Origin of the sequence: Streptosporangium longisporum (genome assembly GCF_039534895.1) — a bacterium.
Classification (GTDB): domain Bacteria; phylum Actinomycetota; class Actinomycetes; order Streptosporangiales; family Streptosporangiaceae; genus Streptosporangium; species Streptosporangium longisporum.
This window is the reverse complement of record NZ_BAAAWD010000007.1, coordinates 38,093-58,860: the sequence shown is the minus strand read 5'-3', so window position 1 is coordinate 58,860 and position 20,768 is coordinate 38,093. Positions and strand designations below refer to the sequence as shown.

Genomic DNA, 20,768 nt, shown 5'->3' with positions numbered 1-20,768 from the left:
CGATGCTCGCACGACTTCTGCGTCCCAAGCACACCGCGTCGGCCCATTGCGACCTGCCCTGCGGCGTTTACGACCCGGCCCAGGCCCGTATCGAGGCCGAGTCGGTCAAGGCAATCATGGAGAAGTACGCCGCCAACGAGGACCCGGCGTTCCGTACCCGTGCGCTGATCATCAAGGAGCAGCGGGCCGAGCTGGTCAAGCACCACCTGTGGGTGCTGTGGACCGACTACTTCAAGCCCCCGCACCTGGAGACCTACCCGCAGCTGCACCAGCTGTTCTGGGAGGCCACCAAGCTCGCCGGTGCGGGCGGCGGCAAGGGCACGACCGACGTCGCCAAGGCCGACGAACTGCTCGCCAAGATCGACGAAATCTCCAAGATCTTCTGGGAGACCAAGGCCGCCTGACCCTCGGGAGGCGTCCTCATATTGATCACCCTGTCCGGGTCGGGGAAGCGCCCCGGCGCTCCCTTGATCCGGGCAGGAGCCCTCCCAGGGCCCCGTCAGGGCTCTCCGGCAGGCCTCATGCCCCGGCGGACCCTCATGGGGACTCCCGTGAGGCCGCGCCGGCGACTGGACCGAGGAGAGGAGGATCGTGAGGAACGAACGATCCCCCTCGACGAGGGAAGGAGCCGGGTAAGAGCGGCCTCACCGTGACGCGCAGCGTCGCCATGAGCACCCCTCACCGCGACGCGAAGCGTCGCCATGAAACACCGTCGCGATAGACACCATCAACATCACCAATAAACGCCCTCAAATCGCCCTGATCGCGAGTCCAAGCGGGCCAACTGGCGCCTCAGGGCTGTAGGTTGCAGTCAGCGACTCTGCGAGGAGGAACGTGACCGAACACACCGAGGCGCCCGCGGTCGGCATGGGCGAGATCCGTGACGTGGTGAGCGTCCGGCTGCCGGCGGCGAGTGCCTATCTGTCCGTCCTGCGCACGGCCACGGCCGCGCTCGCGGTACGGCTGGACTTCACGCTGGACGAGATCGAGGATCTTCGGATCGCGGTCGACGAGGCGTGTGCGATGTTGCTCACCCAGGCCGTTCCCGGCACCGATCTGACCGCCGAGTTCGAGCTCACCGGCCAGCTGATGAAGGTACGCGTCGAGGTCGGCACGGTGGGGAACACCCCGCCGAAGCGTGACGACTTCGCGTGGATGGTGCTCACCGCCCTGGCCGACGATGTGGATGCCGTAACCGACTCCCCCGACCGTATGGCGATCGTCCTCCGCAAGCGCCGAGGCGCGGCGAGGCCGGCGTGACGGAAAGGACTCGTGCCATGGCCGCCAGCGACCACGCGGTGCCCGACCGGGTGCGTGCGCGCCTGCTCTTCGCCGAGCTGGTGGAGTTGACCTCTGATGATCCGCGGCGCCAGCGCATCCGTGACGAGCTCGTCGAGCTCCACCTTCCCCTCGTCGAATACCTCGCCCGCCGGTTCCGCAACCGGGGCGAGTGGCTGGACGACCTCACCCAGGTCGCGACCATCGGGCTGATCAAGTCGATCGACCGGTTCGACCTCGGGCGGGGCGTGGAGTTCTCCACGTACGCCACCCCGACGATCGTGGGTGAGATCAAGCGTCACTTCCGCGACAAGGGCTGGGCGGTCCGCGTGCCGCGCCGTCTGCAGGAGCTCAAGCTCTCGCTCACCAAGGCGATCAGCGAGCTCTCCCAGCGGGAGGGGCGGGCGCCCACCGTGGCCGAGCTGGCCGCGTTCCTCAAGATGAGCGAGGAGGAGGTGCTCGAAGGGCTGGAGTCGGCCAACGCCTACTCCACGGTCTCCCTCGACGCGCCGGACTCCGGCGACGACGACGCGCCCGCGGTCGCCGACTCCCTCGGGATCGTGGACGACTCGCTGGAGGGCGTGGAGTACCGCGAGTCGCTCAAGCCGCTGCTGGAGCGGCTTCCGCCCCGGGAGAAGCGCATCCTGCTGCTGAGGTTCTTCGGCAACATGACACAGTCCCAGATCGCCACCGAGCTCGGCATCTCACAGATGCACGTGTCCCGGTTGCTGGCCAGGACCCTCGCCCAGCTCCGCGAGGGCCTGACCGTGGACGACTGACCCGGACGACCGCCGACCCGGACGACCGACCGTGGACGGCCGGCCATGAACGACGGCCGGCCGGGACACCGGCCTTCCGTGCCCCGGCCGAAACGCGCCGTACCGCGTCCCGTGCCGTGCCGATCGGGGCCGGATCACGACCGTCCGCGGCCGGTCACGCCGTGGACGCTCAGGAGGCGGACGAGGTGTCCTCGTCCCCGTAGAGCGCGCGCGTCGTCGGCGGGGAGAGCAGGGCGACCAGTCCGATCAGGGCGAGGGCGATCAGCGGGAAGCCGGTAGCCCCCTGGCCGGACTGGATCAGCGTGACCGCGACCGGGATGGCGAAGATCTGCGTCAGCACGCCGGGGCTCCGTGCCCACCGCTCGGCCTGCAGCATCCCCCGGGCGACCCAGAGCAGGGCCACGCCCACGATCACGCCGAACGCGGCGACGCCGACGGAGCTCATCACGTCGGCCGGTCGGCCGGCCACCGTCTCCACACCGGCGTAGCCGCCGAGGATCACGGCGGTCACGCCTTCCAGCCCCGTCACGGCTGCGGCGACGGTGAGGGTCATCGGACGGTTCGGCACGGGCCAACCCTATCGCCGGGTACCGGCGCCCCCTTCTCCGCCGCCTCGCCCGACCACCGGCGGATACGCTGGGTGTTATGCGCGCGATGCTCCTGGTGAATCCGAAAGCGACGACGACCAATCAACGGACTCGGGACGTGCTGATCAACGCACTGAGCGCGACGATGAAACTGACGATCGAGGAGACCGGTTACCGGGGGCACGCGACCCAGCTCTCCCGCGAGGCGCACGCCTCCGGTTACGACGTGGTCGCCGTTCTGGGCGGGGACGGCACGATCAACGAGGTGGTGAACGGGCTGCTCGACCCGGTGGACGGCAAGGGCGGTGACCAGGGCACCGCGGCCGACCGGCCGGCGTTGCTGACGATCCCCGGTGGCAGCGCGAACGTCTTCGCCAGGGCCCTGGGGCTGCCGAACAGCTCGGTCGAGGCCGTCGGGGAGATCCTGGAGGCCATCCGCGACGGCAGGCGGCGTACCGTCGGCCTCGGTCAGGCGGTCTGGGGCGACCAGAGCAGGTATTTCACCTTCTGCAGCGGGCTGGGGTACGACGCCGAGGTGATCCGGGCGGTCGAGGGGATGCGCGGCACCGGGCGCAAGGCGACGCCCGCGCGCTATGTGAACACCGCCCTGCATCACTATCTGTCGACCGACAAGCGCCGTCCGGCCATGACCGTCGAGGGGCCCGACGTGCCCCGGACCGGCGGTATCTTCATGGCCGTCGTCTCCAACACCTCCCCCTGGACGTACGTCGGCCCGCGGCCGGTCTCCCCGACCCCGTGGGCGAGCTTCGAGACCGGGCTGGACCTGCTGGGTCTGCAGCGGCTGGGCCTGCCCGCCATGCTCCATCTGATGCCCCAGATCATCGGCGACCGCGAGACCCTGCCCACCGGTCGTCACCTGGTACAGCTCCACGACGAGAAGGAGTTCACCCTCAGCGCGGAGCGGCCGGTGGCGTTCCAGCTGGACGGTGACTACCTCGGTGAGGTCGAGCAGATCACCTATCGCTCCATCCCGGCCGCGTTACAAGTCCTGGTCTAGCTGGTTACGTGCCGTCAGGGTGTGACGCATCCGACATATATTTCCGGCAAAACGTTCTCCCAAAACTCTTGCGTGTACTGAGCGTGGCTGACAATCTCAACATTGACGTCGGAACGTAGGACCTTTGAGTGCCACCTCGCTCTCGGGTCACCGGCGATCAAGTGGACAGACCCCGGATCGGACAACGACCGGGGCGTCGTTCGCGCAGGTTAGTGAAACTCTTCACAAAGTGAGCCGCCGGAGCCGACGCAAGGGCTCCTCTTACGAAGGAGTGGACGCATGGACTGGCGCCACCGAGCCGCCTGCCGTGACGTGGATCCCGAGCTGTTCTTCCCGATCGGCAACACCGGCCCCGCCCTGATGCAGATCGAAGAAGCCAAGCAGGTCTGCCGTACGTGCAGCATCAGTGAAGCATGCCTGAAGTGGGCCCTCGAGTCGGGTCAGGACGCCGGCGTCTGGGGCGGCCTGAGCGAGGACGAGCGACGCGCTTTGAAGCGCCGCAACGCCCGGGCGCGCGCTCGGGTTTGATTGCGACGCTGGCGCGTCGCGGTGAGACCGCTTGCACCCAACTCCTTCCCTCGTCGAGGGGGATCGCTCGTTCCTCACGATCCCCCTCTCCTCAGTCCAGTCGTCGGCGCGGCCTCACGACGATCTCTTCCTCCTCGGTCCAGTCGTCGGCGCGGGCTCACGGGGTCCCCGGGAGAGGCTGCCAGGGCAGGAGCGCTGTGACGAGGCAGGACGCTGAGGCAACGGCCGTCCGAGCGGACGCTCAGGCGATCATGGCCTGACCTTCGCCGTCCGGTCGAGGAACGGTCCCGGCCGGAGAGCGGGCGGGGGTCACAGAGCGGGCAGGGGGATGCTCAGGCTGACCTCGGTGCCGCCGCCCTGGCGGGGTTCGACGGCCAGTCTCCCGGACAGCTCGCTCACCACCAGGGTCCGTACGATCTGCAGGCCCAGGCTGGTGCTCCGGTCGAGGTCGAAGTCCTCGGGAAGCCCGCTGCCGTCGTCGGAGACGATCACGTCCAGCCGTTCGGCCCCGCGCGACACGATCACCTGGAGCCGGCCCTGCCGCTGTGCCAGCCCGTGCTGGACCGCGTTCTGCAGCAGCTCGGTGAGGACCATCGCCAGCGGCGTGGCGATCTCCGAGCGCAGCACCCCGAAGGTCCCGATGCGGCGCGGTACGACCTGGGTCTCCGGCGCCGCCACCTCCCCGGTCATCGCGATCACCCGGTCGGCGATGTCGTCGAAGTCGACCTGCTCCTCGGGCGTGTGCGAGAGCGTCTCGTGCACGATCGCGATCGACCCCACCCTGCGCACCGCCTCCTCCAGCGCCTCCCTGCCCTCGGGCTGCTGCAGCCGCCTGGCCTGGAGCCGCAGCAGCGCGGCCACGGTCTGCAGGTTGTTCTTCACCCGGTGGTGGATCTCCCGGATGGTGGCGTCCTTGGTCATCAGCTCCCGCTCGCGGCGCCGCAGCTCGGTCACGTCCCTGATGAGGATGAGCGCGCCGATCCTGCCGCCCCCGACGACCAGCGGGATGGCCCGCAGCTGCACCACCGTGCCGCCCGACTCCACCTCGGTCTCCCGGGGCTCCCTGCCGCTGGCGACGATCATCAGGTTCTCGTTGATGGGCTCGTCGGAGTAGCACAGGGTCGCGGTCGTACGGCCGAGTTCGGCGCCGACCAGGTCGGCGTTGAGACCCAGCCTCCGGTAGGCCGACAGCGCGTTCGGCGAGGCGTACGTGACGCGGCCCGCGCGGTCGAGCCGGAGCAGCCCGTCGCCCACCCTCGGTGAGCGGACCAGGATCGGTTCGGCCCCGGAGAACGGGAAACGGCCCTCGGCCACCATCTGGGCCAGGTCGGACGCGCTCTGCAGGTAGGTCAGCTCCAGCCGGGACGGGGTACGCGCGGACGAGAGGTTCGTCGAACGCTGGATGACGCCCAGGAAGTGGTCGGCCCGCCGTACCGGGATGGTCTCCTCGCGGACCGGCACCCCGCTCGACCAGTCGGGATCGCCCTCGCGGCAGATCCGCCGCTCGTTCCAGGCGGTCTCCAGCAGGGGGCGTTCCCCCTTCGCGGCCGTCATGCCCACGATGTCGTCGTGGTAGACGGTCGGTCCCGTGGTGGGCCGCATCTGCGCGATGGCGATCCAGCCGGAACCGTCCTTGAGCGGGATCCACAGGATGAGGTCGGCGAAGGACAGGTCCGCGAGGAGCTGCCAGTCGGAGACCAGCGAGTGCATCCACTCAAGGTCCGCATCGTCGAGCGCGGTGTGACGAACCGCCAGGTCGCTTAGAGTCGGCACCCGTGCATCATGCGTTCTTTGCAGGCCCGAACGCGAATCGGGTGAGCCCGGCTGCAAGGATGCCGCCTATGGAGCAGACTGCCGATCCCCTGGCCAGGCGCTGCGCGGCGGCGGCCACCAGGCGCGCGGCGGGCCTGCGGAGAACCCTGCGCGCCCGTACGCCGGACGACGACGGGCTGCTCGATCCGGCCTCCGGCGATCACCTCGGCATGGCCGGGGACGAGCGCCTGACCGGGGACGAGCACCTGAACGAGCACTTGGACGGGCGCCTGGACGAGGCGGCCGTGGCCGTCACCCGCACCTGGGGCACCGGTTCCACCCACTCCCGCCTGGTCACGGGCTCCACGACCCTGCACGCGCGCCTGGAGGCGCGTCTGAGCGCCTTCACCGGCGCGGCCGGTGTCCCGAGGTTCTCCTGCGGCCACCTGGCCGACCTGGCCGCCGTGGTGGCCGTGGGCCACGGCGCGCCGGTAGTCTCCGGCGCGGGCGGCCACGCCTCGATCGTGGACGCCCGCCGGCTGTCACCGCGGGCCGCGGTCACCCCGCGCGGCGACGTGGCGGCCGTGGAATGTGTCCCGCGCCCGCCCTCGGTTCCGAACGGCGGCTCTTGCCTGCGGTTGACCGCACGGGCCACTCTGAGTTCCGATGATCTAGCGGTGATCAGGGGTGCCCTCACCGCCGTGGCCGAGATGAAGGTGACCATGTGAGCGAGGACTCCCCGAGGATCCCGAAGTACTACGACGTCAAGCGCAGCCTGCTCACCCTCACCAAGAGCCTGCCCGCGGGCAGCGCCCTGCCGCCCGAGCGGGCGCTGGCGGTCCGCTTCGAGACCTCGCGCACCACCGTGCGCCAGGCCCTGTCCGAGCTCGTGGTCGAGGGCCGCCTGGTACGCATCCAGGGCAAGGGGACCTTCGTCGCGCAGCCCAAGGTGGCCCAGGTCCTCCAGCTGACCTCCTACACCGGGGACCTGCGGACCGTCGGCCTGGAACCGGACACCAAGATCCTGGACATCAGCTACGTCACCGCCGACGAACCGCTGGCCCGCCGCCTGGCCATCAACGCGGGCGGACGGGTGCTGCGCATCCACCGGCTGCGCCTGGCCAACGGCGAGCCGATGTCGATCGACACCACCCACCTGTCGGCCCGGCGCTTCCCCCGCCTGCGGCGCGAGCTGGAGGTGCACTCCTCGCTGTACGAAACGCTCTACAACGCCTACAACGTGCGGCTGACCGACGCCGAGGAGATCATCGAGACCGTGCTGGCCACCCCGTACGACGCGCAGGTGCTCAGCGTGGACGCGGGCCTGCCGCTGCTGCTGCTCACCCGGCACGCCTTCGACGCGGACGGCAACCCGGTGGAGTGGGCCCAGTCCCTGTACCGGGGGGACCGCTACAAGTTCGTCACCCGCCTGCGCCGTCCCTGACCGGCACCCGTCCATGCTCCGGCCCGCCTAAGGTGTGGCGGGTGAGCATTCTCGTGGTCACCGGGACCGACACCGGCGTGGGGAAGACCGTCGTCACCGCGGCGGTGGCCGCGCTCGCCAGGGAGCGGGACTCCTCCGTGGCGGTGGTGAAGCCCGCGCAGACCGGCGTGCCGGGCACCGGGCCTGGCGACGTGGACGACGTCATCCGGCTGTCGGGGGTGCGGACCACCTTCGAGCTGGCCCGCTACCCCGCCGCGCTGTCGCCCGCGGCCGCGGCGCGCCTGTCCGGTCTGCCGCCGCTCTCCATGGAGCGGGTGGCGACCCGGATCCGGGAGCTGGCCGGTTCGCACCGGCTGGTGATCGTCGAGGGGGCGGGCGGGCTGCTCGTCCGTTTCGACGAGGAGGGGGCGACCCTGGCCGACCTGGCGCGGGCGCTCTCGGCGCCGGTGCTGCTGGTCGCCCGGGCCGGCCTGGGCACGCTCAACCACACCGCGCTGACCCTGGAGGCGATGGCCCACCGCGGGCTGGAACCGGCCGGGGTGGTGATCGGCTCCTGGCCGGCCGAACCGGGTCCGGCCGAGCGCAGCAACGTGACGGACCTGGAGATGCTGGCCGCCCGCCCGCTGGCCGGGGCCCTGCCCGAGGGGGCCGGGTCGCTGGAGCGCGACGCCTTCGCCCGGGTGGCCCGGGCGGGGCTGGGCCCGGCGCTGGGCGGCGGCTTCGACCCGGCCGCCTTCCGCGCCACCCTCAGGCTCTCCCCCTGACCGCCTTCCGCGCCACCCTCAGGCTCTCCCCTTGACCGCCCGCCGCGATCTGCCGGCGCGGGCCTGAGAATGCCGATCAAGGCGCTGTCCGAGACCCTCCGGACGTCCTCCGGGCGGGTTTTCGGAAGGCCCCCGCGCGATGGCCCGGAACGGCGCGGAACGGCGCCTCCGGGGACGCCCTCGCGGACCTCCACGCCCAGGTACCGGCCGGATATTTCCGGATGGACGGGATAGATGCCGTCCGCATTAGGCGGGGGGTTCTGGGCAGGGGGAACAATCCCTGTCCGGCTAAGTGACTGACTGGTAGGTTGCGCGATATGGAGTCTCCCAAGCACGCAGGTGACATCGCGGTCGCCGTCTCCAAGGCATACGGCATCGAGACCATGTTCACCCTGTCCGGCGGGCACGTCTTCCCGCTCTACGACGGGGCGGTCCACGAGGGCATGCCCATCCTGGACGTCCGCCATGAGCAGAGCGCCGTCTTCGCGGCCGAGGCGACCGCGCGGCTGACCCGCAAACCCGGGCTGGCCGTGCTCACCGCGGGCCCGGGCATCACCAACGGTGTCAGCGGGGTGGCCACCGCGCACTTCAACGGCTCCCCCGTGGTGGTGCTGGGAGGCCGCGCCCCGCAGTCGCGGTGGGGTTCGGGCGCGCTGCAGGAGATCGACCACCCGCCGCTGTTCGCGCCGATCACCAAGCTGGCCTTCACCGGCTCGGGGGCCGACTCCATCGCCCAGGACGTGGAGATGGCCTTCCGCACGGCCCTGGCCCCGCACCGCGGCCCGGTCTTCCTCGACTTCCACATGGACCACCTGTTCTCGGCCGCTCCCCCGCTGGAGGAGGAGCCCGAGACGCTGACCCCGTCGCCGCTGGAGCCCGACCCGGACTCGCTGGCCACGGTCGCCCGCCTGCTCGCCGAGGCCCAGCGCCCGGTGCTGGTGCTCGGCTCCGACGTGTGGATGGACCGCGCCGACGAGGTCGCCAGGGCCTTCGCCGAGGAGTACCGCCTGCCGGTCATCCCCAACGGCCAGGGGCGCGGCATCCTGCCCGCCGGTCACGAACTGCTGGTCACCCGGGCCAGGGGGCTGGCCTTCTCCCAGGCCGACCTGGTGATCGTGGCGGGCGCCCCGATGGACTTCCGGCTCGGCTACGGCTGGTTCGGCGGCAAGGACGGGGCACCGCTGGCCAAGGTCGTCCACCTGGCCGACGCGCCGTCCCAGCTGACCACGCACATGGACCCGGCGGCCACCGCGGCCGGCGACCTGTCCCTGCTCTTCTGGAGCCTGGGCGCGGCCTGCGCCAACGCGGGCGTCTCCCCCAACACCTACGCCCCCTGGGTGGCGCAGCTGTCCGAGGCCGCCTCGGCCGCCATCGCCGCCGACGCCGGCCTGCTGGAGTCGGCCTCCGACCCGATCCACCCGATGCGCATCTACGGCGAGCTGAGCAAGATCCTCGCCGACGACGCCGTGGTGATCGGCGACGGCGGTGACTTCGTCTCGTACGCGGGCAAGTACGTCGAGCCGAAGCAGCCGGGCAACTGGCTCGACCCGGGCCCGTACGGCTGCCTGGGCACCGGCCTGGGGTACGCGATCGCCGCGCGGGTGGCCCGGCCCTCCTCGCAGGTCGTGCTGCTGCTCGGCGACGGCGCGGCGGGCTTCTCGCTGATGGACGTCGACACGCTCGTGCGGCACCGCCTGCCGGTCGTGATGATCTGCGGCAACAACGGCATGTGGGGCCTGGAAAAGCACCCCATGCAGATGCTCTACGGCTACGACGTGGCCGCCGAGCTGCAGCCGCAGTGCCGCTACGACCAGGTCGTGACCGCGCTGGGCGGCGGCGGCGAGCTGGTGACCGACCCGTCGCAGATCGGCCCGGCCCTGCGCCGCGCGTTCGACTCCGGCATCCCCTACATGGTCAACATCGCCACCGACCCGTCGGTGGCCTACCCCCGCCACACCACGGGCGTCTGAGGCGGTCCCGGGGCCCGCACCCCTCCGGCGGGGTGGGGCCCGGGACCCGCACGGGAGCGAGGACCCCGGCCGGCACGGGTCGTGACCGGCTCGGCGCGTCCTCAGGGTTCCCGGGGACCGGGTTCAGTACTTGGCGTTGGACGTCGTCGTCGGCGTGGGCGACGGCGGGCACTCGAAGCCGGCCGCGGTGATCTCCACCTTCTTGGACGGGTCCCACATCGCGCCGGCTCCCGGACGAGACTCCACGATCTTCGGGCACTGGTCGGGCTTGATGTCGGCGCTCGTGAAGACCGTCGCCTTGAAGCCCGCCTGCGCGAGCACCGCGCTCGCCGCCTGCGGCGTCATGCCCAGCGTGTCAGGTACCCGCTTCTTCGGCTGCGGCTTCGGGGACGGGGACTTGCTGACGGACGGGGAGGGGGTGCCGGGCTTCGGCGTCGGCTTCCGCGTCGTGGGGGTGGGGGTCGGCGACTCCCCGGACGCCTCGGGCGTCGGCTCGGGCCGCGCCTCCCTGGTCGGCTCGCCGGTGCGCGACGGCTTCGGCGACGGCCTCCTGGTGGTGCGGGTCCTCGTCGGTGACGGCTCCACGGTGACGGGGATCACCGGCTTCGTCATGGAGTCGATCCCGGAGGCGCGGGAGGCGGTGATCCCGTTCACCGTGACCACCACCAGGCCCGCGCACATCGCGGCCGCGACCGCCGAGGCCACGACCAGCCCGGCCCGGCCCCGCGGTTTGCGGGCGGAGCGCCGGCCCTGGCCCTGCGTGTCCGCACCGGCGACCCGGCCCGCTCCCGGCGTGCCGGGCCACGGCCCGGCCGTCCGGTCGTCCGCCGTCCGTCCGCCGGTCTGGGCGTGGGTCGCCCGGGTCTCCTCCCAGGCTTCCGCCGGGGAGTCCCAGCCACCCGGCCGGGCGTCCTGCCGGCCCGTCTGCGGCCCGGTGTGACCCTGGCCCTGCCAGTCGGTCCGGCCCGTCGCGAACCCCTGCGGGAGGTGACCCTGCCGGCCGGTCTCCGGGGCACCGTCGGCCCACTGCCCGGCCTGCCCGGCCTGCCCGGCCTGCCCGCTCTGCCCGGCCTGCGCGGCCATGCCGCCGGTCTCCGCCTCGAAGGCGGCCTGCCCGGCCGCGGAGCTCATGGCCGCGGCGCTGGGGAAGCGCCGGGCCGGGTCCTTGGCCAGGGACCGCTCCACAAGCGCGCGTACCGCGGGCGGGACGAACGGCGGAAGCGGCGGCGGTGTCTCGCGGATGTGCTTGAGCGCGATCGTGACCGGTGTGTCGCCGTCGAACGGGCGCTGCCCGGCGAGGCACTCGTACGCCACCACGCCCAGCGCGTAGATGTCCACGGCCGGGGTGACGGGCGCGCCCTCGGCCTGCTCGGGCGCGCAGTAGGCGGCCGTGCCCAGCACCATGCCCGCGTCCGTCAGCCGGCTGGCCGTGTCGGACCTGGCGATGCCGAAGTCGGTCAGGACCAGCGTGCCGTCCGAGCGCACCAGCAGGTTGCCGGGCTTGATGTCGCGGTGCACGATGCCCTGGTCGTGCACGGCCTGCAGGGCCGAGGCCGCCTGGGCGATGAGGTCCATCGCGGCCCCCGGGGCGATGCGCCCGAGCCTGCCGAGCAGGCGGTCGAGCGGTTCGCCGTCGACGAACTTCATCACCAGGTACGCGGTCGCCCCCGCGCCGGGCACCTCGTGCACGCCGTAGTCGTAGACGTCGACGACCCCGGGATGGTTGATCGTCGCCATCGCGCGGGCCTCGCCCTGGAAGCGCACCAGGAAGCCGGGGTCGTCCGTACGGCCCGGGAGCAGCACTTTGACGGCGACGGTGCGGGCCAGGACCATGTCCTCGCCCCGCCACACCTCGCCCATACCGCCGGCGCCGATGCGGGTGCTCAGGCGATACCGCCCCGCCAGCGTCGTGCCTTGGGCCACCATTACTCCCCCGTAACCCCGTCCACTCCTACCCCAGAGCTCTCCAACAAAGCGGATCCGCATCGCGGCACCGTCTCGGCGCTGTAACGAAACCCTGCTCGCCGTACGGCTCACATACATGACGCGTGCCGTAGCATCGCACAAAATCAAGAGCGTATGGGGGCACTTGTACACCTTGCAGGCCGTTGCGCCTGAAGTGAACCAGTGGTCACACCGGGAACAATGAACCCCGATGTCACGGAGACACCCTGCGACGCAGGACTTGCCTCAATAAAACTCTACAAGAGTACGCAAAGAGCACCTAAGCACGAATTAAGGGATCACTGCGCCGGACTCTATGCTGGCTCGCATGACGCTCGCTCCGGGTCTGCAGGCACGGCTCCTCATCATGGTCGAGCGCGAGGACACCGCCGCCAGGGTCGGCAGCGGGGACGTCCCCGTGCTGGCCACCCCCCGCCTGCTGGCGCTCGCCGAGCAGGCTACCGTCCAGGCGATCGCCGGTGCCCTGGACGCGGGCCGGACCTCCGTGGGGACCCGGGTGCGGCTGGAGCACCTGGAGGCCAGCCCGGTCGGCGCGCACGTCGAGATCACCGCCGAACTGACCGAGGTCGACGGCCGCCGCCTGACCTTCGACTTCACCGCCCGCGGGCGGGAGAACGTCGTCGCGACCGGGACGATCGAGCGGGTGGTCGTCGACCGCGAGCGCTTCCTGGCCCGGCTCGCCCGCTGACCCTCCCGCGGGGACGATCCCCGGGACCACCCCGCGGGCCGGGGCACGGCTAGTCGATGACGGCGATCAGGTCACCCTCCTGGATGACGTCGCCCTCGGACACCTGCAGCGTGGTGATCACACCGGCGTCCTCGGTGAGGACGGGGATCTCCATCTTCATCGACTCCAGGATGACCAGGGCGTCACCGTCCTGCACGGTGTCCCCCTCTGCCACGAGAATCTTCCAGACGTTCGCCACCATCTCGGCACGGACCTCGGCCACCGGAAACTCCCATCGTTCGGCGTTCTCCCACTCTCCCAGACAGAGTGGATCACGCACGCATACCGGACGAACCGATGTCGCGTTCCCCGACGGCGGGCGGACGTCTCCGGGCTCCCGGAGCCGGTGGATCGGGGCTTCTGGAGCCGGTGGATCGGGGCTTCTGGAGCCGGTGGATCAGAGGCGGTGGATCGGGGCCAGCCTGTCGATCACCTTGGCCATCGCCTCGACGACCGTCGGGTCGTACTCCCGGCCCACGCCGAGCCTGAGCCGCTCCAGCGCGGCACCGGCCCGGTCGCGGTCGGTGGAACCGCCGACCAGGTCGTCGTAGGCGTTGGCCGCCTTGATGATGCGGCTGGCCGTCGGCGGCGCCTCGGCGCAACCGTCGCACTGGCGGCGGACGATCTCCGCCACCCGGTCCAGCACCCCGGTCTGCCTGATCACCTCCGCACCCAGCTCGGCGATGCGCCGCGCCTGTGCGGGATCGGTCAGCACCGTGGCACCGCCGGGGATGGGGTCGCGCAGCGACAGCTGGCCGATGTCGTGCATCAGCGCGGCGTACTCCAGCTCCAGCAGCTCGGGTTCGGCCGTGCCGAGCTCGCGCCCGACCGCCACCGCCAGGCGGCTGACCCGCCGGGAGTGCCCGGGCTCGACGTACCCGGCGACCTCGGTGACCCGGGCCAGCGCGCGTACCGTCTGCAGGTAGGTGGCCCTGATCCCGGCGTACTTGCGGAAGGCGACCTGGGTGACCAGCAGCGGGGCGGCGAAGACCAGCAGCGCGGCCATGTCCATGCTGTGCGAGGCGAGCGCGAGCAGGATGCCCGAGGCCGCGACCGCGGCCCACAGCGGCGCCGCCATCCGCAGCTCGTCGCGGACGGCGACCCGGAAGGCGGCGCGCACCTGCTCAGCCCTGAGCATGGCCGCCAGCAGCACGTCGGCCATCACCATGAGCAGGATGAGCAGCGCCATCACGCCGAGCGCGGGCCACCAACCGCCCTGCCCGGTCACGGCCACATCGAAGAGCGGCCCGGCCAGCGGCCGGTAGGCCAGCGCGAGCAGGGCCCCGGCGAGCAGCCTGCGCGCCATCGCGTCCAGCCGGGGCGGGCGGCCCACCGCCAGGTGCGGCAGGGCCCCGGCGACCATGCCGACCGAGAGCACCGCGACGACCTGGAGCGCCGGGTGCCGGGCCGGGACACCGCCCATGTCCAGCAGGAGCGTGTACCCGAGCGCCGCGGCCGCGCCGATCGGCGCCACCTCCCGGTTGCCGGGCATGGTGAGCCTGGCCAGCTCCCCGATCGCGATCAGCACGCCGAAGGCGATGGCGATCTTGGGGTCGAGCAGCCCGGTCGCGGCGGTGTGCGCCACCCCGGCCACCGCCAGCAGCCCGGCCGCGCAGATCAGCAGGAGCTGGCCCGAGTCGAGGGACTGGAAGGCGCGGGCGCTCCCGGTGCCGTTCATCGCTCGGACACCACCTGGATGGGAACGGTCGGGTCGTCGTGGTCCTTGGCGGTGGTCTCCGCGACGTCGGCCGGGGGCGCGACGACCGTGCGCGGCGGCTCCCAGCCGTCACGGTCGACGGCCTTGATGAACGCGACGACCATCACCGGGTCGAACTGGGTCCCGGCCCCCTTGCGCAGCTCGGCCATGGCCACCTCGCGCGGGCGGGCGTTGCGGTAGGAGCGGTCGGAGGTCATCGAGTCGAAGGCGTCGGCCACCGCGATGATCCTGGCGAACTCCGGGATCTCGTCCCCGGCCAGCCCCATCGGGTAGCCCTTGCCGTCCTGCCGCTCGTGGTGGTGCATGATCCCGGCGAACGCCTCGTCAAGGAAGTCGATGCCGCGCACGATCTCCAGGCCGCGCATCGGATGGAGCTGGATGGCCGCGTACTCCTCCTCGCTGAGCGGGCCGTCCTTCTGCAGCACCTTGGTCGGCACGCCCAGCTTGCCCACGTCGTGGAGCATCCCGGCGTAGCGGATCGCGCGCAGCCGCTCCGACCCCATCCCGATCTCCTCGGCGATCATGCCGGCCGCCTGGGAGACACGGGTGCAGTGGCCGCGCGTGTAGTAGTCCTTGGTCTCCACCGCCTGGCAGAGCGCGGCGATGGTGGCGTCGTAGGAGCGCTGCTGGGCGAGGTACTGGCCGAAGGCCCAGCGCGCCACGAAGAGCGGGAGCAGCACGAGCACCGCGGAGATCGAGTTGACCGTGGCCCAGAGCCCGGCGATCAGCAGGCCGAAGGTGGCGTAGCCGAAGTAGGACACCATGAACTGGACGATGCCCCGCAGCGGCACCTGGTCGGCCTGGCCGGTGAGCACCAGCACGAGCGCGATCAGCATGAAGTTCAGCGGCACGAAGACGGCCGCCGCGCCCGCGAACGGCACGATGATGTCGTCGAACCCGGCGATGGTCGGCACCCCGGGCGTGCCGCCGAGCCCCACGTAGACCCGGCCCGCGACGTAGCCGCAGATGGCGAACTGGGCGCTGTTGAACAGCCGTTTCACCAGCGGGAGGCCGGGACGCACGCTGAACATGGCCGTCACGCCGACCAGCGCCGCCCCCTCGGGGCCGAGCAGCACCACCGCGGCGAGCACGGCGGAGAAGCTGACCGAGACGGCCGCCTGCCGGACGTTCAGCAGCGTGGGCACCGACTCGCACACCAGGAACAGCAGCGTCAGCACCATGAGGTTGGACCAGTCGAGCCGGTCCAGACGGCCGCCCGACAGGACGCTGTATCCGAGCAGCACGAACGCCGCTCCGATGACAAGGACCAGGTAGACCTTGGCAAACCACGGCAGTCCCCGCACAGCGGCCACCCTACGATTCCAAAGGGCGCGTCGCTCAGGTCCAGGAAATCCCGAGAAAGCTCGGGCTGACCGTTTCCTTCACCATGCGCTCCTCCACGTCGATTTCGCACTCAGGCTACAGAAACGAGCCCGGGCACGAGGGCGAGACGACCAATCGCAAGCAAAGCGTAACCAAGCAATCACGCGACGCCACGCGCGCCGGGAGACACGGCCACCGGGGCCTGTCCAAGGCGCGGCCGGACGGGCCTCGATCGCCCGGGGACGCCCGTCAGGCGCCCGGGGAGCGGGTCCTGGCCCAGTCGACGGTGGCCTTCAGACCGGCCGCCAGATCCGTCTGGGGACGCCAGCCCAGCCCTTCCAGCGCGGGGGCCGGGTCGACGGCCATGGCCGGCAGGTCGCCCAGCCGGACCGGGGCCGTGCCGGGCTCGTCGGCCGCGCCCGCCGCCTCGGCAATCAGGGAGTGCAGCCGCCGGTCGGTGGTCTGGACACCGGTGCCCAGGTTGAAACGGCCGCCGCCGCCCTCGGTGCCGCAGGCGCGGGCGAAACCGTCCACCACGTCGTCGACGAAGATGTAGTCGCGGGTCTGGGAGCCGTCACCGTAGACCACGGTGGGGGAGCCGTTGAGCAGCGCGTCGGTGAAGATGGCGACCACCCCGGCCTCGCCGTCGGGCGACTGGCGCGGGCCGTAGACGTTGGAGAGCACCAGCGTGGTGTAGTCGATGCCGTGCAGGGCCTTGAACGTGGCCAGGTAGATCTCCGCGCTCAGCTTGGAGGCCGCGTACGGGGAGCGTGGGTCGGTCGCCGCTCCCGCGGGCACCGGGATGACCTGCGGCCTGCCGTACACCGCGACCGAGGAGGCGAAGACGACCTTGCGGGTGCCGCCCCGGTGGGCGGCGGCCAGCACGGACGCGGTCCCCTCGACGTTGAGCCGGGCGTCGTGGACCGGGTCGGCCACGCTCTTGCGGACGCTGATCTGCGCGGCGAGGTGGCAGACGACCTCCGGCCTCCAGTCACCGGCCAGGTCGGCCAGGGCGGGGTCGCGGACGTCCATCACGTGCAGGGCGAAGCCGGGATGCCGCTCGGCACCGGCCAGGTTGGCGCGGCCACCGCCGGACAGGTCGTCCACCACCGCGATCTCGTGCCCGTCGGCCAGCAGCCGGTCGACGAGGGTGGATCCGATGAATCCCGCCCCGCCGGTCACGAGTACCCGCATGATGAACCCCCGTTGTCGTATGGCCACGGCCGTACGGAAGATCCTAGGAGGTCAGCGGGCGAGCTCGGAGCGCACCTTGTCGATCCGGTCGAGCACCTTGGCCCGCAGGTCGGCCGAGGCCTGGTCGCAGCCGCAGTGCTTGGCGACCAGCTGCTTGACGACCTGCTCCAGCCCGTACTCCTCCAGGCAGGGATGACACTCGTCCAGGTGCTGGCGGATGTCGGCGCAGTTGCCCTCGTCGAGCTCACCGTCCAGGTAGCTGTAGACCTTGTCCAGAACCTCGGCACAGTCGGTGTCGTGGTGCTTGCCGCAGCTCATGCGATCACCTCGCCCGGACACCCGGAGCCCGTACGGGCGGCCTCGCCGGTCCTGTCTCGCTCGCTCACTTGGCACCCTCCGCTGGAACCAGGCCACGCTCGCGGGCGTAGTCCTCGAGCTGGGTCCGCAGCTGACGGCGGCCACGGTGCAGCCGTGACATCACGGTCCCGATCGGGGTGCCCATGATCTCGGCGATCTCCTTGTACGGGAATCCCTCGACGTCGGCGAGGTAGACCGCGATGCGGAACTCCTCGGGGAGCGCGGCCAGCGCCCGCTTCACGTCGGTGTCGGGGAGGTGCTCCAGCGCCTCGATCTCCGCCGACTTGAGCCCGGCCGAGGTGTGCGACTCGGCCCTGGCCAGCTGCCAGTCCTCGATCTCCTCGGCACCCGACTGCTTGGGTTCCCGCTGCTTCTTGCGGTAACTGTTGATGAAGGTGTTGGTCAGGATCCGGTACAGCCAGGCCTTGAGGTTCGTGCCTTGCTGGAACTGGTGGAAGGACGCGAAGGCCTTGGCGAAGGTCTCCTGAAGAAGGTCCTCGGCGTCCGCGGGGTTTCGGGTCATCCGAAGCGCGGCAGAGTAGAGCTGGTCGAGATAGGGCATGACATCCCGCTCGAACCGTGTGCTCCGCTGCTCCAGAGTCTCCTCGTCTGTCGCAGGGACCGGACCCACCCCCTTAAGATCGCCGGAGTCCTGCTGACGCGGGACACCGTACTGAGCGGAGAATACCCGTTCAGCACGGACAGGCCGATCACCGGGGCGGGTGACTGGTTCGATGAGGGCGAGCATCTGCTTGCCAACCTCCGAAAGGATCGTGCGTTGTCCGCTTGCAACACGCTCGTCCGGTCATCTGTTCCCGCAAGATAGAAGGTGACGAACGGCCCGGTACGGGGAAAAAGAACATACGTACCGGTAGGAGTTAAGACCACCGGATCCTCCCGACGCCAGGAGCTGCTTGTGCTGCCCATCCCGGCCGAAGAGCTGAACGGCTCAGGTGCGCTCGGGCCGTACTGGACCTTTTACCACGCGGTCGTGGCCGAGCAACTCGGCCGATGGCTCCCACAGAGCCCCTCCACCGTCCTCGACATGTCCGGCGGCAACGGCCGCTGGGCCGCCCAGGCCGCCAAGGCCGGGCACCGGGTGGTCGAGGTGGTCGACTTCCGCCGCCCCGCGGACGTCCAGCCGCTGCACGACATCTCCAAGGTCAGCCAGGTACGCGCCGACGACCTGCACTTCCTGCCCGACGGCAGCGTGGACGCCGTGATGGCCGAGGAACGCGCCCTGTCGGTGGACCTCATGGCCGAGTCCGCGATCGGCGACGTCGCCCGGGTCCTGCGCCCCGGCGGCCGGGCCCTGGTCTGCGTCGACTCGCTCGTGCTGGGCATGGCCATCCTCGCCGAGCAGAACTACTGGGCCCACCTGCGCCAGACCGGCGAGGTCATGCTCGTGCCCTGGCCCGACGGGAGCATCACCCGCTGCTTCAGCAGCGTCCAGCTCCGCGAGCTGCTCACCGACGCCGGCCTGGAGGTCGAGTGGATACGGCCCCGCACGGTGCTGTCCCCCTCGACCGTCGACCACGTGCTGGCCTCCGACTCTCGGGCGCTCACCTGGCTGGTCAACACCGAGCTGGACACCCACCCGGAGGACGACGACACGGTGGGGATCCACCTGGTGGCGAGCGCAAAGAAGCCTGTTCATGGCGACGCTGGCGCGTCGCGGTGAGCCCGCTCTGATCCGGCTCCTTCCCTCGTCGAGGGGGATCGCTCGTTCCTCGCGATCCTCCTCTCCTCGGTCCAGTCGCCGGCGCGGGCTCACGGGGTCCCCGGGGAGGTCGTCGGGGCATTGGCGCGCCTCGGCAGAGCTCATGAGGCGAGCACCTGTGAGGTGAGCTGGGCTCGTGGGGGCGATGAGGGAAACGTGGCCCGAGGTCAGCGTCTGCGTTCACGCCTGGACTGGCACTGCATGCAGCGGGCCGCCTCGGGGCGGGCCTCCAGCCTGCTCTCCGGGACGGTCCCGCCGCAGTCGGCGCAGAGGCCGTAGCGGCCCTCGTCCATCCGGATGAGCGCCTCCTGCACCGAGCGCCGGTGCCGGGTGGCCACCTCCAGCAGGGCCTGGTTACGGCCGGACTCGGTCAGGTGCAGGCCTCCGTCGGCCGGTGAACGCTCCCGCAGGGCGGGAGAGTCCCCGCGGAGCACCTCGATGGACCGGTCGAGTTCGGCGAGCATGCTCTGCAAGCGCTCGCGCATGGTCATGACATCCACGACTCCGCACCTCCGGGCGACGGGGGCGGCCTGTGAAGGGATCCCCCGACTCTCCCGTCAGGCGCAAAGGGGGTGAGCTCTGCGACGGTGACCTCTTTGTCGCGCCCGAGGCACCGCTTTCCTCACCGGATGCCCGCTCGGCGGAAGCTTTACACCGCGTGGCCGATGTTTTACCGGTTCGCGGACCGGCCCGCCGGAACCGGCGGGCCGGACGGCGTCAGGAGCGCTTCGCGCTCTCCCCCTCGCCGATCTTCATCGGCTCCAGCAGCTCCGGGCCGTTGTTGCGCACCGAGTTGACCGCGGTGGAGACCGGGTAGATCTCCAGGCCGGTGGAGCCCGCGGGGATCAGGAACTCCTTCGCGTCGGCCACGCCCGGGTCGAGCCAGTCCCCCCAGCGGTCGCGCTCGATCAGCATCGGCATCCGGTCGTGGACCACACCCGCCGCGTCCACCGCGTCGGTCGTGATGATCGTGCAGGTCACCAGCCAGGAGAGCGGGTCGTCCTCGGCGCGGCCCTTGTCCCGCCAGAACTCGTACAGCCCGGCCATGGCCATCACGCCGCCGTCGGCGGGATGGACGAAGTAGGGCTGCTTCTTCGGCTTGCCCTTGGCGTCCTTCTCGTCGAGCACGGCCCACTCGAAGTAGCCGTCGGCCGGGATCAGGCACCTGCGCTCGGCGAACGCCTTGCGGTAGGACGGCTTCTCCGCAACCGTCTCCACCCGCGCGTTGATCATCTTCGAGCCGATGGACGGGTCCTTGGCCCAGGCGGGGACGAGTCCCCAGCGGACCACGCGGAGCTGCCGCACCGCACGACCCTCCGGAGCGCTCTTGGGCACCCGGCTCATCACCGCGTACACCGGTTTCGTGGGCGCGACGTTGTAGTCCGGCCTGAGCTCGTCGTCGGCGGCTCCGTCGAGCTCGACCTCGAACTCCTCCAGCAACTCCTGCTTTTTCCGCGCAGAGGCGTATCTCCCGCACATACCTCCACCTTGCCACGTCTCGCCCGGCGAGGACCCCCGGCCTCGGCCTTCGATCTTGCCCCATCCGGTACGACGGGCGACGGCACCCCGCCGCGGTGCCGTCCGGCGGGAGGTCACGACCGTCCCCCGCGCGCCGGACACCGGGGATCCGGGTCCCGCGCCACCT

At 71.1% G+C, this 20,768-nt stretch carries 22 protein-coding genes; 11 read left to right on the top strand and 11 right to left on the bottom strand.

What is annotated here, in order from left to right:
* Window positions 1–2: 2 nt before the first annotated feature.
* The 3 genes from sodN to ABD832_RS13295 all read left to right on the top strand — a co-directional run bounded on the left by sodN (window position 3) and on the right by ABD832_RS13295 (window position 2,057).
* Window positions 3–404 (top strand): superoxide dismutase, Ni, encoded by a 402-nt coding sequence (gene sodN / locus ABD832_RS13305; RefSeq protein WP_344893664.1) that lies wholly within the window; start codon window positions 3–5, stop codon window positions 402–404.
* A 430-nt stretch (window positions 405–834) separates the two neighbouring features.
* Window positions 835–1,260, top strand: coding sequence for an ATP-binding protein (locus tag ABD832_RS13300; RefSeq protein WP_344893661.1), 426 nt, complete (start codon window positions 835–837; stop codon window positions 1,258–1,260).
* A 17-nt stretch (window positions 1,261–1,277) separates the two neighbouring features.
* Entirely contained in the window at window positions 1,278–2,057 is a 780-nt protein-coding gene (locus tag ABD832_RS13295; RefSeq protein WP_344893659.1) for an RNA polymerase sigma factor SigF, read from the top strand.
* Between the two features lie 169 nt (window positions 2,058–2,226).
* Here the strand turns inward: ABD832_RS13295 and ABD832_RS13290 are convergent, their stop codons facing one another.
* Window positions 2,227–2,625: a hypothetical protein gene (locus tag ABD832_RS13290; protein WP_344893656.1), complete on the bottom strand. Its 399-nt coding sequence runs from the start codon at window positions 2,623–2,625 to the stop codon at window positions 2,227–2,229.
* Window positions 2,626–2,702: 77 nt separating this feature from the next.
* Here ABD832_RS13290 and ABD832_RS13285 point away from each other — a divergent pair, with 77 nt between their 5' ends.
* Window positions 2,703–3,662, top strand: a complete 960-nt coding sequence (locus tag ABD832_RS13285; RefSeq protein WP_344893652.1) for a diacylglycerol/lipid kinase family protein — start codon at window positions 2,703–2,705, stop codon at window positions 3,660–3,662.
* Between the two features lie 279 nt (window positions 3,663–3,941).
* Window positions 3,942–4,190, top strand: a complete 249-nt coding sequence (locus tag ABD832_RS13280) for a WhiB family transcriptional regulator (RefSeq protein ID WP_344893649.1) — start codon at window positions 3,942–3,944, stop codon at window positions 4,188–4,190.
* 309 nt (window positions 4,191–4,499) lie between these two features.
* Here the strand turns inward: ABD832_RS13280 and ABD832_RS13275 are convergent, their stop codons facing one another.
* Window positions 4,500–5,963 (bottom strand): sensor histidine kinase, encoded by a 1,464-nt coding sequence (locus ABD832_RS13275; RefSeq protein ID WP_344893646.1) that lies wholly within the window; start codon window positions 5,961–5,963, stop codon window positions 4,500–4,502.
* Window positions 5,964–6,031: 68 nt separating this feature from the next.
* Here ABD832_RS13275 and ABD832_RS13270 point away from each other — a divergent pair, with 68 nt between their 5' ends.
* The 4 genes from ABD832_RS13270 to ABD832_RS13255 all read left to right on the top strand — a co-directional run bounded on the left by ABD832_RS13270 (window position 6,032) and on the right by ABD832_RS13255 (window position 10,120).
* Window positions 6,032–6,670 carry a PLP-dependent aminotransferase family protein gene (locus ABD832_RS13270; protein WP_344893643.1) on the top strand — a complete coding sequence of 213 codons (639 nt, stop codon included), beginning with the start codon at window positions 6,032–6,034 and terminating at the stop codon, window positions 6,668–6,670.
* Window positions 6,667–7,386: a GntR family transcriptional regulator gene (locus tag ABD832_RS13265; protein WP_344893640.1), complete on the top strand. Its 720-nt coding sequence runs from the start codon at window positions 6,667–6,669 to the stop codon at window positions 7,384–7,386. The genes ABD832_RS13270 and ABD832_RS13265 overlap by 4 nt, the downstream gene beginning before the upstream one ends.
* A 41-nt stretch (window positions 7,387–7,427) precedes the next feature.
* Window positions 7,428–8,150: a dethiobiotin synthase gene (gene bioD / locus ABD832_RS13260; RefSeq protein WP_344893637.1), complete on the top strand. Its 723-nt coding sequence runs from the start codon at window positions 7,428–7,430 to the stop codon at window positions 8,148–8,150.
* Between the two features lie 317 nt (window positions 8,151–8,467).
* Window positions 8,468–10,120, top strand: a complete 1,653-nt coding sequence (locus ABD832_RS13255) for an acetolactate synthase (protein WP_344893634.1) — start codon at window positions 8,468–8,470, stop codon at window positions 10,118–10,120.
* Window positions 10,121–10,243: 123 nt separating this feature from the next.
* On the opposite strand, the gene ABD832_RS13250 is transcribed toward ABD832_RS13255, so the two are convergent.
* Complete coding sequence (locus tag ABD832_RS13250; protein ID WP_344893631.1) at window positions 10,244–12,046, bottom strand: serine/threonine-protein kinase; 1,803 nt, start codon at window positions 12,044–12,046, stop codon at window positions 10,244–10,246.
* 346 nt (window positions 12,047–12,392) lie between these two features.
* On the opposite strand from ABD832_RS13250, the gene ABD832_RS13245 reads away from it, so the two are divergent.
* Window positions 12,393–12,773 carry a thioesterase family protein gene (locus tag ABD832_RS13245; RefSeq protein ID WP_344893628.1) on the top strand — a complete coding sequence of 127 codons (381 nt, stop codon included), beginning with the start codon at window positions 12,393–12,395 and terminating at the stop codon, window positions 12,771–12,773.
* Between the two features lie 49 nt (window positions 12,774–12,822).
* On the opposite strand, the gene ABD832_RS13240 is transcribed toward ABD832_RS13245, so the two are convergent.
* From ABD832_RS13240 to ABD832_RS13215, 6 genes are all read right to left on the bottom strand, one after another.
* On the bottom strand, window positions 12,823–13,035 hold the full coding sequence (locus ABD832_RS13240; RefSeq protein WP_344893625.1) for a biotin/lipoyl-binding carrier protein: 213 nt from the start codon (window positions 13,033–13,035) through the stop codon (window positions 12,823–12,825).
* Between the two features lie 174 nt (window positions 13,036–13,209).
* Complete coding sequence (locus tag ABD832_RS13235) at window positions 13,210–14,490, bottom strand: HD-GYP domain-containing protein (protein ID WP_344893622.1); 1,281 nt, start codon at window positions 14,488–14,490, stop codon at window positions 13,210–13,212.
* On the bottom strand, window positions 14,487–15,833 hold the full coding sequence (locus ABD832_RS13230; protein WP_344893619.1) for an HD-GYP domain-containing protein: 1,347 nt from the start codon (window positions 15,831–15,833) through the stop codon (window positions 14,487–14,489). The genes ABD832_RS13235 and ABD832_RS13230 overlap by 4 nt, the downstream gene beginning before the upstream one ends.
* 268 nt (window positions 15,834–16,101) lie before the next feature.
* Entirely contained in the window at window positions 16,102–17,046 is a 945-nt protein-coding gene (locus ABD832_RS13225; RefSeq protein ID WP_344893616.1) for an NAD-dependent epimerase/dehydratase family protein, read from the bottom strand.
* A gap of 51 nt (window positions 17,047–17,097) precedes the next feature.
* A complete protein-coding gene (gene rsrA / locus ABD832_RS13220) occupies window positions 17,098–17,364 on the bottom strand; it encodes a mycothiol system anti-sigma-R factor (RefSeq protein WP_344893613.1) in 267 nt (88 codons plus the stop codon).
* A gap of 64 nt (window positions 17,365–17,428) precedes the next feature.
* Window positions 17,429–17,965 (bottom strand): sigma-70 family RNA polymerase sigma factor, encoded by a 537-nt coding sequence (locus tag ABD832_RS13215; RefSeq protein ID WP_344893610.1) that lies wholly within the window; start codon window positions 17,963–17,965, stop codon window positions 17,429–17,431.
* Between the two features lie 354 nt (window positions 17,966–18,319).
* On the opposite strand from ABD832_RS13215, the gene ABD832_RS13210 reads away from it, so the two are divergent.
* Window positions 18,320–19,084 (top strand): class I SAM-dependent methyltransferase, encoded by a 765-nt coding sequence (locus ABD832_RS13210; RefSeq protein WP_344893607.1) that lies wholly within the window; start codon window positions 18,320–18,322, stop codon window positions 19,082–19,084.
* A 206-nt stretch (window positions 19,085–19,290) separates the two neighbouring features.
* On the opposite strand, the gene ABD832_RS13205 is transcribed toward ABD832_RS13210, so the two are convergent.
* Complete coding sequence (locus tag ABD832_RS13205) at window positions 19,291–19,614, bottom strand: TraR/DksA family transcriptional regulator (protein ID WP_344895941.1); 324 nt, start codon at window positions 19,612–19,614, stop codon at window positions 19,291–19,293.
* Window positions 19,615–19,840: 226 nt separating this feature from the next.
* Window positions 19,841–20,602, bottom strand: a complete 762-nt coding sequence (locus ABD832_RS13200) for an SOS response-associated peptidase (RefSeq protein ID WP_344893604.1) — start codon at window positions 20,600–20,602, stop codon at window positions 19,841–19,843.
* Between the last annotated feature and the right edge of the window lie 166 nt (window positions 20,603–20,768).

What these genes read in the sequence shown, in the direction of transcription:
- sodN (WP_344893664.1), top strand. Translation starts at nt 3, where the DNA reads ATGCTCGCACGACTTCTGCGTCCCAAGCACACCGCGTCGGCCCATTGC.
- ABD832_RS13295 (WP_344893659.1), top strand. Translation starts at nt 1,278, where the DNA reads ATGGCCGCCAGCGACCACGCGGTGCCCGACCGGGTGCGTGCGCGCCTG.
- ABD832_RS13285 (WP_344893652.1), top strand. Translation starts at nt 2,703, where the DNA reads ATGCGCGCGATGCTCCTGGTGAATCCGAAAGCGACGACGACCAATCAA.
- ABD832_RS13280 (WP_344893649.1), top strand. Translation starts at nt 3,942, where the DNA reads ATGGACTGGCGCCACCGAGCCGCCTGCCGTGACGTGGATCCCGAGCTG.
- ABD832_RS13270 (WP_344893643.1), top strand. Translation starts at nt 6,032, where the DNA reads ATGGAGCAGACTGCCGATCCCCTGGCCAGGCGCTGCGCGGCGGCGGCC.
- ABD832_RS13255 (WP_344893634.1), top strand. Translation starts at nt 8,468, where the DNA reads ATGGAGTCTCCCAAGCACGCAGGTGACATCGCGGTCGCCGTCTCCAAG.
- ABD832_RS13250 (WP_344893631.1), bottom strand. Translation starts at nt 12,046, where the DNA reads ATGGTGGCCCAAGGCACGACGCTGGCGGGGCGGTATCGCCTGAGCACC.
- ABD832_RS13245 (WP_344893628.1), top strand. Translation starts at nt 12,393, where the DNA reads ATGACGCTCGCTCCGGGTCTGCAGGCACGGCTCCTCATCATGGTCGAG.
- ABD832_RS13235 (WP_344893622.1), bottom strand. Translation starts at nt 14,490, where the DNA reads ATGAACGGCACCGGGAGCGCCCGCGCCTTCCAGTCCCTCGACTCGGGC.
- ABD832_RS13225 (WP_344893616.1), bottom strand. Translation starts at nt 17,046, where the DNA reads ATGCGGGTACTCGTGACCGGCGGGGCGGGATTCATCGGATCCACCCTC.
- rsrA (WP_344893613.1), bottom strand. Translation starts at nt 17,364, where the DNA reads ATGAGCTGCGGCAAGCACCACGACACCGACTGTGCCGAGGTTCTGGAC.
- ABD832_RS13215 (WP_344893610.1), bottom strand. Translation starts at nt 17,965, where the DNA reads ATGCCCTATCTCGACCAGCTCTACTCTGCCGCGCTTCGGATGACCCGA.
- ABD832_RS13205 (WP_344895941.1), bottom strand. Translation starts at nt 19,614, where the DNA reads ATGACCATGCGCGAGCGCTTGCAGAGCATGCTCGCCGAACTCGACCGG.
- ABD832_RS13200 (WP_344893604.1), bottom strand. Translation starts at nt 20,602, where the DNA reads ATGTGCGGGAGATACGCCTCTGCGCGGAAAAAGCAGGAGTTGCTGGAG.